14 protein-coding genes are annotated in these 16,650 nt (G+C 59.0%); 7 read left to right on the forward strand and 7 right to left on the reverse strand.

The genetic code is table 11. From position 1 onward, the window contains the following. Positions 1–111: 111 nt before the first annotated feature. Both ACIQUS_RS14040 and ACIQUS_RS14045 read right to left on the reverse strand, forming a co-directional pair. A complete protein-coding gene (locus ACIQUS_RS14040; RefSeq protein WP_403047879.1) occupies positions 112–375 on the reverse strand; it encodes a DUF4404 family protein in 264 nt (87 codons plus the stop codon). A gap of 124 nt (positions 376–499) precedes the next feature. Continuing rightward, positions 500–1,069 carry a phosphonoacetaldehyde phosphonohydrolase-related protein gene (locus ACIQUS_RS14045; protein ID WP_403047881.1) on the reverse strand — a complete coding sequence of 190 codons (570 nt, stop codon included), beginning with the start codon at positions 1,067–1,069 and terminating at the stop codon, positions 500–502. Positions 1,070–1,268: 199 nt separating this feature from the next. Between ACIQUS_RS14045 and ACIQUS_RS14050 the strand changes: the two genes are divergently transcribed. The 3 genes from ACIQUS_RS14050 (at position 1,269) to rssC (ending at position 3,953) form a co-directional block, all read left to right on the forward strand. Next, entirely contained in the window at positions 1,269–1,976 is a 708-nt protein-coding gene (locus ACIQUS_RS14050) for a VacJ family lipoprotein (protein ID WP_403047883.1), read from the forward strand. 313 nt (positions 1,977–2,289) lie between these two features. Then, complete coding sequence (gene rssB / locus ACIQUS_RS14055) at positions 2,290–3,474, forward strand: two-component system response regulator RssB (protein ID WP_285865631.1); 1,185 nt, start codon at positions 2,290–2,292, stop codon at positions 3,472–3,474. Then, positions 3,471–3,953 carry an anti-sigma factor antagonist RssC gene (rssC, locus tag ACIQUS_RS14060; protein WP_013971741.1) on the forward strand — a complete coding sequence of 161 codons (483 nt, stop codon included), beginning with the start codon at positions 3,471–3,473 and terminating at the stop codon, positions 3,951–3,953. The genes rssB and rssC overlap by 4 nt, the downstream gene beginning before the upstream one ends. 38 nt (positions 3,954–3,991) lie before the next feature. Here the strand turns inward: rssC and ACIQUS_RS14065 are convergent, their stop codons facing one another. The 3 genes from ACIQUS_RS14065 to dusA all read right to left on the reverse strand — a co-directional run bounded on the left by ACIQUS_RS14065 (position 3,992) and on the right by dusA (position 8,106). Continuing rightward, positions 3,992–5,896, reverse strand: a complete 1,905-nt coding sequence (locus tag ACIQUS_RS14065) for an alkaline phosphatase D family protein (protein ID WP_403047885.1) — start codon at positions 5,894–5,896, stop codon at positions 3,992–3,994. Positions 5,897–6,046: 150 nt separating this feature from the next. Continuing rightward, complete coding sequence (gene tal, locus ACIQUS_RS14070) at positions 6,047–6,973, reverse strand: transaldolase (protein ID WP_403047886.1); 927 nt, start codon at positions 6,971–6,973, stop codon at positions 6,047–6,049. Between the two features lie 122 nt (positions 6,974–7,095). Next, positions 7,096–8,106, reverse strand: coding sequence for a tRNA dihydrouridine(20/20a) synthase DusA (dusA, locus tag ACIQUS_RS14075; protein ID WP_403047888.1), 1,011 nt, complete (start codon positions 8,104–8,106; stop codon positions 7,096–7,098). Between the two features lie 1,147 nt (positions 8,107–9,253). Here dusA and ACIQUS_RS14080 point away from each other — a divergent pair. Continuing rightward, positions 9,254–9,736: a hypothetical protein gene (locus tag ACIQUS_RS14080; protein WP_403047890.1), complete on the forward strand. Its 483-nt coding sequence runs from the start codon at positions 9,254–9,256 to the stop codon at positions 9,734–9,736. A gap of 13 nt (positions 9,737–9,749) precedes the next feature. Then, positions 9,750–10,541, forward strand: coding sequence for a hypothetical protein (locus tag ACIQUS_RS14085; protein ID WP_403047892.1), 792 nt, complete (start codon positions 9,750–9,752; stop codon positions 10,539–10,541). Positions 10,542–10,623: 82 nt separating this feature from the next. On the opposite strand, the gene ACIQUS_RS14090 is transcribed toward ACIQUS_RS14085, so the two are convergent. Then, positions 10,624–12,621, reverse strand: coding sequence for an acyltransferase family protein (locus ACIQUS_RS14090; RefSeq protein WP_403047894.1), 1,998 nt, complete (start codon positions 12,619–12,621; stop codon positions 10,624–10,626). A gap of 347 nt (positions 12,622–12,968) precedes the next feature. Between ACIQUS_RS14090 and ACIQUS_RS14095 the strand changes: the two genes are divergently transcribed. Continuing rightward, positions 12,969–14,138: an acyltransferase family protein gene (locus tag ACIQUS_RS14095; RefSeq protein ID WP_403047896.1), complete on the forward strand. Its 1,170-nt coding sequence runs from the start codon at positions 12,969–12,971 to the stop codon at positions 14,136–14,138. Between the two features lie 9 nt (positions 14,139–14,147). Further along, on the forward strand, positions 14,148–15,272 hold the full coding sequence (locus tag ACIQUS_RS14100; protein WP_403047898.1) for an acyltransferase family protein: 1,125 nt from the start codon (positions 14,148–14,150) through the stop codon (positions 15,270–15,272). 472 nt (positions 15,273–15,744) lie between these two features. On the opposite strand, the gene ACIQUS_RS14105 is transcribed toward ACIQUS_RS14100, so the two are convergent. Then, positions 15,745–16,530: a sulfite exporter TauE/SafE family protein gene (locus ACIQUS_RS14105; RefSeq protein ID WP_403047900.1), complete on the reverse strand. Its 786-nt coding sequence runs from the start codon at positions 16,528–16,530 to the stop codon at positions 15,745–15,747. Positions 16,531–16,650: the final 120 nt, after the last annotated feature.

Raw genomic sequence — 16,650 nt, forward strand, 5'->3', positions numbered from 1 at the left:
GAGCCTGACAGGGCGATTGGGCAGGTTTTACGGCCGCTTCGCGGCCGATCGCAGCCTGGCGGCAGCGGCTACAGAGCCATCAGGCACTGTTGCATGACCTGCCGTGGGGCTTCAGATGCCCATGCTCTGCAGGCTCTGGACGATATTGCGCAAGGTGGCGGTCAGGCCGGGATGATCGACTTCGAACCGCTCCACCGCAAGGTTGACGCCATCGACCAGGTTGTTGTCCGGGGTTGCGGCTTCGAGCTTCATTTCTGCCTCGATTTGTTGCATCAATTCCTGCAGATGCTCGCGCTCTTCCAGGGAAAGCGGCGGAGTCTGGTCCAGTTGCTCGCGCAAGGTGTCGAGTTGCTTTTGCAGTTCGCGGGCAGGCATGGGTGGTCTCCCTCTATGAATAGGCACAGTCATGGACCCCGGCAGCAAATGAAAGGTCCATACCTCGCCTTCTAGAGTAATCCACCGCACGGCGCTTTGCATGACCGGGATCAACGGCCCTGTGTCAGGGTTTTTCACCTTTCAGGCGGCGCTGGGCGATGTCGGCCAGGCAGTCGCTCAACGATTCCAGGTGATCGATCACCGAATGTACGCCCAGGGCGAACAATTGCAGGGTCGCCTGGCCCCGCTTGCGCTCCTGCTCCTGCGGGCTGAGCGACTGCCACTGCTGGCTGTCGACCCCGCACAATGGGCCGCAGGTGGCCAGGCCGATGGTCCACAGGCCGGCATTGAGGCCCGATTGCAGCAGGCGCGGCTCACCGCTGACCAGCACGCAACCGTCGAGGGTATGGGTCTTGAGGGCCATCAGGGCCTGCCAACAGGCGTCCGGCGCCGGCCAGGGCGTGGCACCGCCATGCAGGGCCATCAGCCAGCCGGGAAGAGGGCTTGCCAGGTGATCGGCATCGGCGGCGGACACTTCGTCCAGCCAGGCGCAGGGCACCTGCTGGCGGTGCAGCCAGTCGAGGGCCTGCAAGGCGCCGGGCGTGGGCTGCGCAGTGTGCGGGCTGGGACCCGCTTCGACCAGGCAGCCACGCGGGCCGAACAGCAGAGCGGTAAGGGCGGGCGAGTCTGGCATGGCAACGTCCCTGAAAAATAACCTGCAGGTTACTCTCGGCGTATGACGGTCCGATTACGTCCTTGCGTAATACATGTTCACAAATTAGTTACCTGATTTGTGTCAGGCTGCTTCTCAACAGAAGACCCTTTATACTTGTTTCCTTTTTTGGCGAGCAGTCGCACAGCAACTGCCGCAGTGACTGTTGAGGAGTAACTCTATGCGTAGGAACGGAGCAGGCGTGATCGATCGGATGACCCGGGCCTGTGTCTGTGCCGGCCTGTTGCTGGCACCCCTGGGTGCGGCCCAGGCGGCCACCGAGGACGATCCCTGGGAGAGCATCAACCGCCCGATCTTCCGCTTCAACGACACGGTCGATACCTACGCGCTCAAGCCGCTGGCCAAGGGATACCAGGCGGTCACTCCGCAGTTCCTCGAAGACGGCATCCACAACATGTTCCGCAACCTGGGTGATGTCACCAACCTGGCCAACAACATCCTGCAGCTCAAGCCCCATGCAGCAGGCGTCGATACCGCGCGGCTGATCGTCAACACCACCTTCGGCCTGGCCGGTTTCTTCGACGTCGGCACCCAGATGGGGCTGCAGCGCAACGACGAAGACTTCGGTCAGACCCTGGGCTACTGGGGTGTAGGCAGCGGCCCTTACGTGATGCTGCCGTTGCTCGGCCCGAGCACCGTGCGCGACGCCATCGCCAAGTATCCGGACACCTACACCGAACCCTACCGCTACATCGATCACGTGCCGACCCGCAACACCGCGCTCGCCGTGGATGTGGTCGATACCCGCGCCAACCTGCTGTCGAGCGAGAAGCTGATCAGCGGCGACAAGTACGTGTTCATTCGCAACGCCTACCTGCAGAACCGCGAGTTCAAGGTCAAGGATGGTGAAGTCAAAGACGACTTCTGATCGTTGCACATGAAAAAGGCGACCTCAGGGTCGCCTTTTTCTTACCTATAGCATTCCATTAGGTTGCTACTGAAAGGGTTTTTATAACTACCTGTGCTTTAGCTCGCAAAGAGCAGCGGCGAGCATCGGCCCACCCTTGAAACGCCTGGCGGATGGGAGTACCGTCTGCGCCTTACAGGGCACCTCTGCTGGTTGCCGGACAACCTGTCTTGTCCTACAACTCATAGTAGAGTGGCTAGAAGCGAATCCAGTACGCGTGCTCACCGCCTTGCGAGCCGCCTACGCCAACCTAATTCTGGCGCCGTTTGCCCACATGCAGAAAAACAGTGCAACGCTGCTGATAATCGATGACGACGACGTCGTGCGTGCGAGTCTCGCTGCTTACCTTGAAGACAGTGGTTTCAATGTCCTGCAGGCAAGTAACGGCCTGCAGGGGCTCCAGGTCTTCGAACAGGAAAAGCCTGACCTTGTGATCTGCGATCTGCGCATGCCGCAAATGGGCGGCCTGGAGCTGATTCGCCAGGTGACCGAGCGCGCCCCCGAATTACCGGTGATCGTGGTGTCCGGTGCCGGGGTGATGAACGATGCGGTGGAAGCGTTGCGCCTGGGTGCGGCTGATTACCTGATCAAGCCCCTGGAAGACCTCGCGGTGCTGGAGCACTCGGTGCGCCGGGCGCTGGATCGGGCCTACCTGGTGCTGGAAAACCAGCGTTACCGGGAAAAGCTCGAAACCGCCAACCGCGAACTGGAAGCCAGCCTGCACCTGCTCCAGGAAGACCAGACCGCCGGGCGTCAGGTGCAGATGAACATGCTGCCGGAAAGCCCCTGGGTGGCCGACGACCTGTCGTTCGAGCACCAGATCATTCCGTCCCTGTACCTGTCGGGCGACTTTGCCGACTATTTCCGGGTCGATGAACGTCGTGTGGCGTTCTACCTGGCAGACGTTTCCGGTCATGGCGCCTCTTCGGCGTTCGTCACCGTGCTGTTGAAGTTCATGACCACCCGCCTGCTTTTCGAGTTCAAGCGCGGTGGCAAGCTGCGTGAGTTCAAGCCGTCGGAAGTGCTCGGGCACATCAACCGCGGCCTGATCAACTGCAAGCTGGGCAAGCATGTGACCATGGTCGGCGGCGTGATCGACGAAGACACGGGTCTGATGACCTACAGCATCGGCGGCCACCTGCCGTTGCCGGTCCTTTATACCCCGGGCCAGAGCCGCTACCTGGAAGGCCGCGGGCTGCCGGTCGGGCTGTTCGAAGAGGCCACCTACCAGGACCACGTCCTGGAGTTGCCGCCCCAGTTCAGCCTGACCTTGCTCTCTGATGGCATTCTGGACCTTTTGCCCGGGGACACACTCAAAGATAAAGAAGCGGCCCTGCCTGAGATCATCAAGGCCGCAGGGGGTAGCCTGGATGGGCTGCGCCAACGATTCGGATTGGCTACGCTTGGGGAGATGCCGGATGATATCGCCCTATTGGTGTTGAGCAGGAACCTTCAATGAGTACGGGTAGAATCCAGTTCGCCGAGCAGAGCGGCACGTTCGTTCTCAAGTTTGTCGGTGAAGTGCGTCTGACGTTGTGTTCGGCGCTGGATGCGACTATTGAAAAGATCTTCACGGCGCTGAATTTCTCGGCGATCGTCATCGATCTGACCGAAACCGAAAGCATCGACAGCACCACCCTGGGCTTGCTGGCCAAGCTCTCGATCCTGTCGCGGCAGAAGGTCGGCCTGTTGCCGACCGTGGTGACCACCAATCCGGACATTTCCCGGTTGCTGCAGTCCATGGGCTTCGACCAGGTGTTCAACATCGTCGACCGGCCGATCCCGTGCCCTGAGTGCCTGACCGACCTGCCGTCCCAGGACCAGAACGAGGACGTGGTGCGTTCCAAGGTGCTCGAAGCGCACAAGATCCTCATGGGCCTGAACGATTCTAACCGCGAAGCCTTCCACGACCTGGTCAACGCCCTAGAGCGCACCTGACCTTGCCCTCAGGCGCCGCGGGGCGCCTGCCTTCCCGACTAATCGTTGGCCCTTGGCGGAAACTCCGTCGCCGGCGCGTCGTTGGCATTGAGCTGGAAAATCCGCTGCGGCTGCCCTTGCTCATTGAAAAACACCTGGCCCAGGCCTGCGCTGTTCCACAAGCGCTCTCCGGTCTGACTGTGGCTGGGTGTGCGCGGGATCACTTCCATCTGCCGGCGCTTGGTGAACCAGTTCAAGGGCGAGCGGGGCGAATACAGCCAGCGGTTGAGACGATCGAAGGTATCCAGCAAGCGCTTTGGGAACTCATTCTTGATACCACTGCTAGTAATCTGCCACAGGTGCGGGCTGCGTTGGCGGTGGCGGATCAGCACTTCGTAGACGAAGGAATAATGAACGTCACCTGAGAGAATCACGTAATGCCCCGGCGTACGTGAATGTCGGAAGATGTTCAGGATGACCTGGGCGGCGCCGCGATGGGCCATCCAGTTCTCGGCATCGACCAACAACGGATAGCCCAGCCAGCTGAACACCCGCTGCACCGATTCGATCAGTTTGACCCCGAAGATCGGCGCCGGCGACACGATGATCGCCGAAGGGTGGTCGAGCAGGGTTTGTTGCAGCTCGCTCAGGGCCTCCCAGTCGAGCAGGCCGGACGGTTTGCCGAGGTGGGTTTCGCTACGCCAGCGGCGGGTGCGGGTGTCGAGTACCAGCAAGGGTGGATTGCTGGGCAGGACGAACTGCCAGCCTTGAAAACGCAATGCTTCATCGACCAGTGCATCCTGGCGCGGCGCATCCAGCCCCTGGTCCTCCAGTGCGCCCTGGCCCAAGTCCCGGCACTTGAGCGCCAGTGCCCGGCAGGCATCCGGGTCGTTACCCCAGCCCTGGCACAGCAGGTAGCCGAGTAGGGCATTGCCGATGATGCGTTTGGAAAAGGGGTGGCCGTAGGCGGTTTCTTCCCACTGCGCCGACAGGTTCCAGTCATCGGTGATGTCATGGTCATCGAAGATCATCAGGCTCGGCAGATGGGCCAGCACCCTGGCCACGCCGCCCAGGCCACTGACGAAGCCGTCGATCAGCTGTTGCTCCTGCCGGTAGCGTTCTTGTCGCTGGGTCGTGAGCCCCGCTGGCATCTGTGGCGCGATCAGGCGCCAGGGCACTGGCGACCAGACGAGCAGGTACATGGCCATGACCTCGGCGAAGGTCACCAGGTGGTTTTCGGCATTGCTGCTGGTGAAGATCGGCTTGCGCGCGCCGCCGAAAAAGCGCTCGCGCAGGGTCTCATTGCTCTCCAGGGCCGGCAGCAGGTCGGCGCGGTGGTAGTAACTGGCGGGGTGCCGGTAGAGCGCGCTGGCGGACTGGACCACAGCACCTTGCAACTGCTCGTCGAACAGCCCCAGGCGGTCGATCAACGCATGGATGGCGCGCAACATGGGGCCGGCGACGTCGTCGGCATAGACCTGGTCGCCACTCATCATCAACAGGGCAGGGCGCGCCGCTGGATCGGTGTGCTGCAGCAACAGCCGATCGGCGCACAGCAGGCCGTCCGCAGCCGGGTGATGCGGCTTGCGACAGGAGCCGTGGAGCACCTGTCCAAGACGTGAATGCAGGACGAAATTCGGTCGTTGGGCACCAGCGTACAGCAGGTGTGGGGCCCATTGGGCGATGCCTTGTGCACCTTCGGCGCTTTGCAGGATCAGGTCGTAGTCGATCTGCAGGTCGCAAGGCAGCGGGCTGCCGAGGGTGATGTCGAGCAGGTGGACGAAAGCCTGGCGGCCGACGGGGACGATGGTGCAATCCATTTGCGTGGCGATGTCGGCACAGCTCAGTTCCAGCGCTGGCTGCAGGGGTTGTGAAGCCACCAGCCAGAACACCATCCGTTGTGATTCGAGGCGGCGCAGCACGGGGCCGGCCAGTACTGCTGGCAACGCGGAAGATTCAGACATCAACATCTCTGAAAGCAAAGTCAAAAGCATCGCGGGTCAAGCCCGCTCCTACAAGTAGGAGCGGGCTTGACCCGCGATGAGGCCCCTAAGGCCGCCAAAATTCCGGGAAATGCTCCACATTCCTCCCAGCACCGGCAACCCGGATTTGTATCAGGCCATTGCGGCCAGCAGCGCCTCGAGCTTCTCCTGGTCCCGGGCAAACTGGCGAATGCCTTCGGCCAGCTTCTCGGTGGCCATCGCGTCTTCGTTGGAGGCCCAGCGGAACTGTGCCTCGGTCAATTGCTGGCGAGGCTCACCGGGGTTGCCCGGCTTGAGGATGCGCGGCAACTCGCCCTGGTCATCGCTCAGCTGTTGCAGCAACTCGGGGCTGATGGTCAGGCGATCGCAGCCGGCCAGTTGTTCGATCTGGCCGATGTTGCGGAAGCTCGCCCCCATCACCACGGTGTTGTAACCGTTGGCCTTGTAATAGTTGTAGATCCGCGTCACCGACTGCACGCCCGGATCCTCGGCGCCCACATACTCCTTGCCGGTGGACTTCTTGTACCAGTCGTAGATGCGCCCCACGAACGGCGAAATCAGGAACACCCCGGCGTCAGCGCAGGCCTGGGCCTGGGCGAAGGAGAACAGCAGGGTCAGGTTGGTCTGGATGCCTTCCTTCTCCAGCGTCTCGGCGGCGCGGATGCCCTCCCAGGTCGAGGCCAGCTTGATCAGCACCCGGTCGCGACCGATACCGGCTTGTTCGTACAGCCCGATCAACTGGCGCGCCTTGTTCAGCAGGGCCGGTACATCGAAGGACAGGCGGGCGTCCACCTCGGTGGAAATACGCCCTGGAATCACCTTGAGAATCCCTGCGCCCACCGACACTGCAAAAGTATCGCAGGCCAGGCCCAGGTCGCCCTTGCTGCCCTGTACTGCCTGATCGAGTAGATCGGCATAACCGGGCATGGCCGCGGCCTTGAGCAGTAGGGAAGGGTTGGTCGTGGCGTCGACCGGTTTCAGGCGGCTGATGGCATCGATATCACCAGTGTCGGCAACCACGGTGGTGAACTGCTTGAGTTGTTCCAGCTTGGAGGTCATGGGTGTGCTCTGTCCTGTGCAATGAATCGACATTACCCGAGCGCCGCCAGCCGCTCAAGGGCTGGCTGGCAGGCGGGGCAAGGATAATCCTTCGAGTGTCGAAGCCGGCACAGGTTCCGGCACTAGCGCCCTTGCAGCAGCTCGCCGGCCTGGTCGAGCAGGCCCAGGGGATCGGTGCTCTTGTGGATATCCACCGAAAGCAATTGGCGGAACTTGCGCGCCCCCGGGAAGCCCTGGCCGAGGCCGAGGATATGCCGGGTCACGTGATGCATGGCGCCGCCCGACGCCAGGTGCGCGGCGATGTAGGGGCGTAGTCTCGCCAGCGCCTCGCTGCGGCTGATCACCGGTGCCTGGCTGGCGAACAGCTGCTGATCGACCTCGGCCAGCACATACGGGTTGTGATAGGCCTCGCGGCCGAGCATCACGCCGTCGAAGGTCTGCAAGTGTTCCTGGCACTCGGCCAAGGTCTTGATGCCACCGTTGAGGATGATCTCAAGCTCGGGGAAGTCCGCCTTCAACTGCGCCGCCACGTCGTAGCGCAGGGGGGGGATCTCGCGGTTTTCCTTCGGCGACAGGCCTTCGAGAATCGCAATGCGCGCATGCACGGTGAAGCTACGGCAGCCGGCATCGCGCACCTGACCGACGAAGTCGCACAGCTGGGCATAACTGTCGCGGCCATTGATGCCGATGCGGTGCTTGACCGTCACCGGAATCTGCACCGCATCCTGCATCGCCTTGACACAATCGGCCACCAACGCCGGATGCCCCATCAGGCAGGCGCCGATCATATTATTCTGCACCCGGTCGCTCGGGCAGCCGACATTGAGGTTCACCTCATCGTACCCGGCGTGCTCGGCCAGTCTGGCGCAGGCTGCCAGATCCGCTGGCACACTGCCGCCCAACTGCAGCGCCAACGGATGCTCGGTCTCGTCATGACGCAGGAAGCGTTCGGTGTCACCGTGGAGCAGGGCGCCGGTGGTGACCATTTCGGTGTAGAGCAGGGCGTTGCTGGAAAGCAGGCGCAGGAAGAAGCGGCAGTGACGGTCGGTCCAATCCATCATCGGCGCCACGGAAAAGCGGCGGGAGGGCTCGGGGCGCGTGTTTACTGGGGTTGAGGCGGATTCTGGGGGCATTTCGTTCAACGTGGGTCGTAGCGGTTTCAGGGGCGCTTGGCGCGACAGGTCTCCATTCTATCAAGAGCTTCAGACGTGCGCCTGCAAGCCGCTCGGCAATGCTTGAGTAAAGCGACGGAAGAGTGAAATGCCTGAATCCGGTGCTGTTTTGGCATTTTTATGGAACTGGAGGCGGGAGGGGTACGTCCAGAAAACGAATTTGTACCCTTGTTTCATTCAATCGGTGCCCTGCCGATCAATCGTAGTCCTCGCACTTCTTTATTCGTCGGCCAATTAGAAAAATGGTCACTACCGGAATTGCAATGAGCACAGTGATGATTAGGGCAGCAACAATCCACCACATGATGGCACCTCTTCGGCCTGCAGGTCGTGCGTTGAACTGTATCCGTCCCGAACCCGATGAGTGATCGAGTCGGTCGAACGATTGTCACTCTCCTTGTGCCCGCTTTTGAGCGGGTAATTATTTTTGTCTGGAGAAACCAATACAGCTCACCGAACAACATCCGAAAGCCATTCTGCCCAGGCAGATAGCTGCGCCGCCACTTTCTTGGCGCCGGCAAACTGTACCATTGCCTTCTGCAAGCAGAAAGGGGAGGGCGGAAGGGGTAATGAATTATTTTCCGGGTATACCGGTCACGTGGGATTGGAGCAGGTTGTATCGTGAAATTCCCCAGGAAAATAGGTAACAGGTCTGTCCTCCTAGTCACGGAGAGGGTTGTTTCTTATTGCAGTAAACGTGACGTGCTTGGCGATCCGATGAAGCAAACGTTTTCTGTCATTTTTTTTTTTGAAAATCCATTACGAGTCAATTGCTTGGGCTTCCTGGTGTTTCAACGGTATGGCAATTTGACGCTGCTGTTTTTCCCGTCTATGCCTACTTAGAACACCCCTGTGGAGGCGTTGCAAAATGGCAACTTCGAACTGGCTGAGGCCGCCCTCCCGAGTTGTGTTTCCTTTCGCCCGATTGACCGCGTCGGTGCTATTCCCACTGCTTGTCCTCGCTTCAGGTTGGAGCCCGACCGCCAGCGCCGCATCCGGATGCGATGGGGCGGTGCAGTGCAGGTCGAACACAGGGGGTGGTTACTCAGGCTCCGACAGCAGTAGCAACGACGCCGCAACCTCGCAAGCGATCCAGCAGGGCGGCGAAATGCTGATCCAGATGCTGGAAGACAGCGATAATGAGCGCCGGGCCCAGCAGGAAGAAGAGCAACGCCAGCTCCAGCAGGAGATTATGCTCCGGGAGCAGGAAAAGCAGTACCAGCTCAATAAGGCCCGGCAAGATCCATCGCTCAACCCCTGGTCTGACGGGCCCACCTTTCAACGGCGCGCAAACACGCCTCCAGTGCCCGATCCTGCGCCCAGGGTCGTCTTTACCCCCAGCAAACCGCCACCTCCACCCAAACCAAAAGACCCCGATCAAAACTACGCCGGAAAGTCCTGCGAGTATTTCACCCGGCCCAGTGACGAGGCCCACCTGAATTACCACGCCGACGGCACGGTCCTGTCCTATGGCAAGTACGTCTACAAGTGTGAAAACCGGCGGTGGAAATACCTCACCACCCGCGACAAGTACTGGGCATCGACCGAGCGGCTGGACGCCAGCTGGTTCGAAGGCGGTTCCGCCGAATGAGGAGTGCGCTTACATGAACATGAAACTGATGACGCTCGCCTGGGTGTTTGCTTTGCAGGCCGGGTGCTTGTCGTACAGTTCGCTGGATGGCACGAGGGAAATCGAATCCATCGAGGCCTCCACCGGCAGTCCGGGCGCGATAGCCGACCAGTTGATCCCGCGGGCTCAGAAGGTGTGCAGCAAGAACAAGGAGTCCTGGGATTATTACTGGTCATGCACCAGTTACTATAAGTCGATTGGCCACGCCTTGTACGTTTCCGGTCGCTATGCCGAAGCCAATGACTACATCATCAATTACTTGATGATGAGCCGGATTTCCGAAGAGCGTAATAACGCAGGCATCACCAGTGACCTGATCCAGTGCAACACCATGTTGTATTATCAGGCCGACTCGAAACAAAAAAGCTCACCTTATTACAACGCCAGAACAGCCTTGTATCAATCGCTGAAGGCCTCGGGCGATCCGCGGGCCAAGGATTATCTGGCCATGGCGTATTTGTGCCAGTCGGCATTTGACACGGCCAATCTTGAGCCGGTCATCAGCGATGCTGCCTTTCTGGATGACGTCGAGAAATTCTGGGGCACGGAAGACCGCCGAGAAGCCGAGTTCTATATCAAGAATGTCAAAGAGGTCATCGAGCGCAAGCGCGATGAGATCCTCAGCAACCCCAACCTGGAGAGCGGGCAATACGCTGCCGAAGGGGCCATCGTCTACAAGAATGCCTATGACTTTGTGCTGAAGAACAACCTGTCGCTTCCCTATCAGCAATTCTTGCAACAGCAATATGCGGACTTGAGCCATTGAACCGGCGGGGCAGGGTTGTCAACGGGGGCAACCCATAAAGCAAAGAGGGCCTGAGCTGTCGGCAGCAGGCCCTCGTCCTCAATCAAGGAGTGAAGATATCGGGGGCATTCTCCTTCGCCCACTCGGAAAAGTACTCACTCATCCTGTCGCTGGCGTACTCGGAGTAATGATAGAACTGGTCGCGGAACACCGGCATGCCATCGAGCACCATGGAGCAGTTGCCGGAATCGCAGATCAGTTGGTTCTGGTCAAAGAACTTCACCTGCGGGAATTCGGCGAGGATCGCGTCCTTCATGGGCTTGAAGCGTTCGTCCAGCTCGTGTTTTTTCTCGATCGGCAATGTACAGCCTTCAGCAGTTCCGGATACCAGCGGGCGAGTGAAGCAGCCGCGTACATCCACGTCGAAGGTCATGTGTGGCACAAAGACGATGACCTTTACGTTCTGCTCGATGAGTCTGGCAATACGCTTTTTCACGACAGAAATGTAGAACTCGCCGTAGGGCGTATTGATCAACCCGTCAACAAGTGCGTATTTGACCGTGTTCGACTGCTTGATGATGTCGAAAATCAGGTCTTCCTGATGACCTGGGCGATAACCCGTGCAAGGGTCCGCACCCCCGGTGATGGTCTTGTCGGAGTAGTCCGGCGAGCCCACACCACATGCGCCGATGTTCAGGATGGTGTTATTGGCAAAGTCCTGGTTCTGGGCGAGGCCAGGATAAAGATGGTTCGCATAGCTGTTGCCGAACACCAGCAGTGATGGAGGTGCATCCTTGTTGGTCATGCAGAACCAGTAACTGAAGTCCTTGCGTTCGGCGTAGGGGTAGCGGTTCAGGCAAAGGTCGTTGCTGGCATATTTCCAGACCGGACCGACAAATTGATCCTGTACAGCGATGGTTTTCTGAATACTGCTGCGCCATGGCAGGCCGTTGTAGAAGTAACTCAGGTAGCCGGCAACACCCACTCCAATCATCAAGGCCACCAGGGCCGCAGTGCTGTTTCGGTTGCGACTTTTACGGACCGGCTTTTCGACAAACTGATAGGTCATCCATGCCAGGACTACTGCCGCGACAACCAGGGCGGTCCTGAAGCTCTCGCTGGGCGTGCCGTTCTCGATGATGCGTGCATAGGTCAGCAGGGGCCAGTGCCACAGGTAGAGCGGGAAGCTGATCAGGCCGATCCAGACGAACAGTCGATTGCCGAGGACGAATCTGTTCAGCAGTGCGTTGGGGCCTGCGCCAATCACCAGGGCGGCGCCCAGGGTGGGATACAGGGCTACCCAGCCAGGAAATTGATCAGCCTTGGTAACCGTAGCCAGGCCGTAGGCGATAAGTCCCAGGCCGGCGAAAGACAGCACATTGCTCAGCAGTGCGTTCTTCTTGAATCGTTTCGAAGGGAAGCAATGCAGGTAAGCCAGGATCGAGCCGATGATCAGTTCCCATGCCCGCGTATGAGGCATGTAGAAGGTGTAGGCCGGGTTTTCGCGGACGTTCATGATGTTGGCAATGAACGATGCAGCGAACAGAAGGACAGCCACGTAAAGCACATTGAAGCGCTTTTTCCAGGCGGCCCAGATAACCAGCGGCCAGACTATGTAGTACTGCTCCTCAATACCCAATGACCACAGGTGCAGGAAGGGCTTGGTTTCCGCGACGGTGTCGAAGTAACCGCTCTCGTTGAACAGTACGAGGTTGGCAACGAATCCTGCGCCACCGGCAATATGCTTGCCGAGCTGTTGGAACTCGTTCGTAAAGAGGGAAAACCAACCGAATGCATAGCTGCACAGCATGACCAGGAACAGCGCAGGAAATATCCGGTTAATACGCCGCGAGTAAAACTCGCCGATGCTGAATGTCCCTTGTTCGGCACTTTTCATCAAAATCGTCGAAATCAGGTAGCCCGAAATCACGAAGAAAATATCGACGCCTGTGAAGCCCCCGGGCAACAGCTCCGGGAACGCGTGAAACAGGACAACGGAGCCCACGGCAATCGCCCGCATGCCGTCGATGTCGGGCCTGTACTTCGGGTGGGAAAGGTGCTTTTCGGTGACCGGAGCACTCTGAGTTTTAAGCGAAGTCATTACTGGAACGAGCTCCTAACGCGATAGATTCCATTGCCGCTGACGCATGCGGTCCTGGTGCGGCGCTTCGAACGGGTCGAAAGTGGCGGGATTCTACAGGGGATGTTGGCTTGTGGGCAGAGCGGTTGTGAGAGAACGAGTCATAAGTATTGTCTTTAGGCTCAATGGCCTGATCGGTCGGCGGACAGCGACCGAAAGGGGCAGCATTGTGGGGGATGGGGGCACGTCAGCTGCAGTGTGAGCGGCACAGTGTTCCTCCCGGCAGTTCGGCCGCGCACGGCGCTCGCGCAGCGCTTGCGAGGCGACGATGGATGGCTCGGCCATAAGCTGGCGAATGGACGGTTTTTGTGGATAATGGCGCGGCGATATTTCCCTGGGTGCGAGTGATATTGATGTCGGAAATAAATATAAAAAAATATGACTATATTGATGCTATTCGAGGTATCGCTATCACGCTGGTTGTTCTTGTTCATGCGTCTCAATATGTAAAGCCCTTGAGTTCCTGGCTCCTGACAGTAATGGGCGAGGGTGCAAGTGGGGTCCAGCTTTTTTATGTCGCCAGTGCCATTACGTTGTGCATGTCATGGGTTGCCCGTAAAGGTAAGGATGTCTATCCGGTGCGCAGTTTTTATCTGCGAAGGTTGTTCAGGATTGCGCCGATGTTTTATCTGGCAATTGTTTTGTTTTTGATCCTGAACGGTACTGCGGCCTCCTATTTTGCGCCCAATGGCATCAGTTGGTGGTTCGTTCCAACGACCGCCTTGTTCCTCCATGGCTTTCACCCTGAGACCATCAACTCAGTGGTTCCAGGCGGATGGTCGGTGGCGGTGGAAATGACCTTTTATCTGGTTTTTCCACTGCTGATGTGTGTTCGCAAATTTTCTTACCTGTTGTTCATTCTGATTGCCTGTATCGTGCTGCAGCAATTCAACGCGCCGCTTTCCTCGATGATTTTTACTTACGAGGCGCCTCAGGCTTACCTGATTGAACGCTTTGCGTTTTTCAACTTCTTCAGCCAGCTCCCGGTCTTCATCATGGGCATCATGGCCTACCTGTTCCTGGTAAAAAACCAGGCCGTCGGTCTGAAAACCCTGTTGCTGGGCGGCGCTGCTTTTCTGTTGCTGTTACTGGAGTTCTGGCGTCCCGGCCAGACGTTTGTCCAGCATCATGTCGTGGCAGGTGGAATGTTTGCCATCTTCTCGATCTTCCTTGCTTACCGGCCCACGGTGTTGCTGGTCAATCGACTGACGGTGTTCCTCGGCAAGTTGAGTTTCAGCATGTACCTGGTACATATCGCTGTGCTGAAGATCCTGGGTAACACCCAGGTCAACCTCCTGTTCGGAAGCGGGAATCTGAACAGCCTCTTGTTCTTCTTGTTCGTGTTGACGTTGACCGCTGGCGTCTCGTGGCTCACCTATCGCTTTGTCGAGAAGCCGGGCATCGCACTGGGTCGCAAGTTGATCGACAAGCTTGAGGCGGGTCGCTCCAGCGCCGCAATCTACAAGAACATAGGGTAGGGGAGTTGTATGTCTCGCTTGACGCAGGATCAGTCACAGCAACTTGATTCGATCAGGGCACTTGCAGCCTTTGCGGTGTTGCTGGGTCATACCTACCAGACTCTGCTTTTACCAACGCTGGGGTCGTGGTTTACCCTGGTTGTCCTGGTGGCGCAATTTGCGGTGATGGCTTTCTTTGTGCTGAGTGGATTTCTAATCGGCAAGTCCGCCTGCAACAATGTTCGCAAGCATGGAGTTTTCAGCATCGGCGACTACACAAAGGCTCGCGTGCTGCGACTCTATCCGCCGTTGATTGCAGCGTTGCTATTGATGCTGTTCCTTGGTCTGATTGCCCCGCATTTCTTTCCTTCCGGTTCCAATGCGTTGCTGCCGATCGAGGGTGTCGATTTCATTCGCACAGGGTTTGTGACATCGACAGCCGATATCTGGGGAGCACTGACCTTCCTGAATGGTTTCAAGGTAGAAAATCCCTCAGCGAACAGTCCGCTGTGGAGTCTGTCGTTAGAGGCCTGGTACTACGTGATAGCGGCCGCCATCTTCCTGTGGCCTGGAAAGAAACTGCTGGCGCTGTTGCTTGTGGCCGCTACCGCTTTTGTCACCCATGGGAACTCATTGTTCTTCCTGCTCGCACCTGTCTGGTTTTCCGGCCTTGTGCTGGCCTTGATTCACCACCGTCACCCCGCAATGAATAGCCGGATTTACACCTGGCTCTTCCTGATAATGAGTGTCGCACTGGTCGCTGTGACGGCCGATGCCCTCTGGCGTGATCCATCGGGTAACGACGTGATCTATGAAAAGATCAACATGTTCCGGGTGGTTTCGGGGCTCTGGTTTGCCTGTTTCATGGCGATGTTGCTCGGCGGCAAGTTGAGGTTTTCGACCTGCCTGCACAAGCATGCGAGCTACTCGTACACCCTCTATGTCATCCATTTCCCGATCATGCTGTTCGCCCTTGGGGTGTTCCAGGTATTTGCCTACGGGTCCATTGTCAATTCGCTGATGGTAAGCATCGGGGTGGTGGTGGTTTCACTGGGCGCGTCTTGGTCGCTTAGCCGTTGGGTTGAGAACAAGGCCTTCATGAATGCAGCATTGCGCTCCGTCATGAAGCGAGCCGGCAGCAAAAAAACGGCTTGAAATGCTGGTGTTGAGGGCTGCGCTCGCGGTTTGCCGGGCGCAGGATGGTTACGCCATATGCCGGTCAAACAGTTGCGCGACCTCGGGCGCATGACTGCTCCCCAAGTCGTGTCCTGCGCCGGCCAGCACATGTAAGGTCGCACGGGGCAGCAGACCGGCGAGGTGCTCACCCACGGCCACCGGGCCGTTCGAGCGCTGCGCACACCGCAACGATACCGCCCATGGACTGCGCCACCAGTGTGGTGGGGTGGTCGATGGCTGGCAGCAGGTGGGTGACCAGGTTATCCAGGCTATTCGTCTGCGGGTCGGCCGGGGGCGGGCCGAACTTGGGCCAGCCGACTGCAACTGGCGCGCCGGGTGGGTGAGCTGCCGGGCGGCCGGGCGCTAGAAGTCGGTGTTGCCCGAGGCGCCGGGGAGGAAGATAAGTGTGGAGGGTTGGGTGGTCGTCAAAGTAGGCGCATTCCGATTGAACTCAGAACGCCAGCTTATAGCCAATCATCAACAGCATACCCGCCAGGCAAGGGCGCAGGACGCCGTCGGAAATGCGCCCGGTCAGGTGACTGCCCAGGTAGATGCCCGGCAAGGAGCCCAGCAGCAGGTAACCCAACAGCGACCAGTCCATGTTGCCCATGCTGGCATGTCCCAGGCCTGCGACCAGTGTCAAGGGCACGGCGTGGGCAATCTCGGTGCCGACCAGGCGACGGGTGACCAGGTAGGGATAGAGCAGGAACAGCGCCACGGTGCCCAGGGCGCCGGCACCGATGGAGGTGAGCGAGACCATGACGCCGAGGATGACGCCGGTGACCACGGTCAGCAGGTTGAGCGTTCTGCCGTTGAGGTGCCAACGGTCGCCGGCGTGCTTGTTGGCGAAGGCTTGCAGCTTGCTCTTGAACAGGATGGCCAGGGCGGTCAGCACCAGCACCACGGCCAGGCCCTGCTTGATGATAGCGTTGGCGGCCTGGGTGTCGGCGTCCAGGCGGCTGAGGAACCACAGGGTCAGGGCGGCGGCCGGTACGCTGCCCAGGGTCAGCCAGCCGGTGATCTTCCAGTCGATGTTCTTGTTCTTGCCGTGCACCCAGACGCCGCTGGCCTTGGTGATGGCGGCATAGAGCAGGTCGGTGCCGACGGCCGTGGCCGGGTTGATGCCGAACCACAGCAGGATCGGAGTCATCAGGGAGCCGCCGCCGACGCCGGTCATGCCGACGATGAAGCCTACAACCAGACCTGCAATGGTGAAGCCGAAAGAACCTACATCCATAGTCAACCTAACGCCCAACGTGCCCGTGATCGGATGGCAGCCAGCATAAAGGTTTTTTTATAGCCAAATAGACTAGTTCGTTATTAGGTTATAACTCTAGGTGGCTACGGCCGTCGTGTG

It is taken from the genome of Pseudomonas sp. NPDC090755 (assembly GCF_044769005.1).
In the GTDB taxonomy this organism is placed as follows: Bacteria; Pseudomonadota; Gammaproteobacteria; order Pseudomonadales; family Pseudomonadaceae; genus Aquipseudomonas.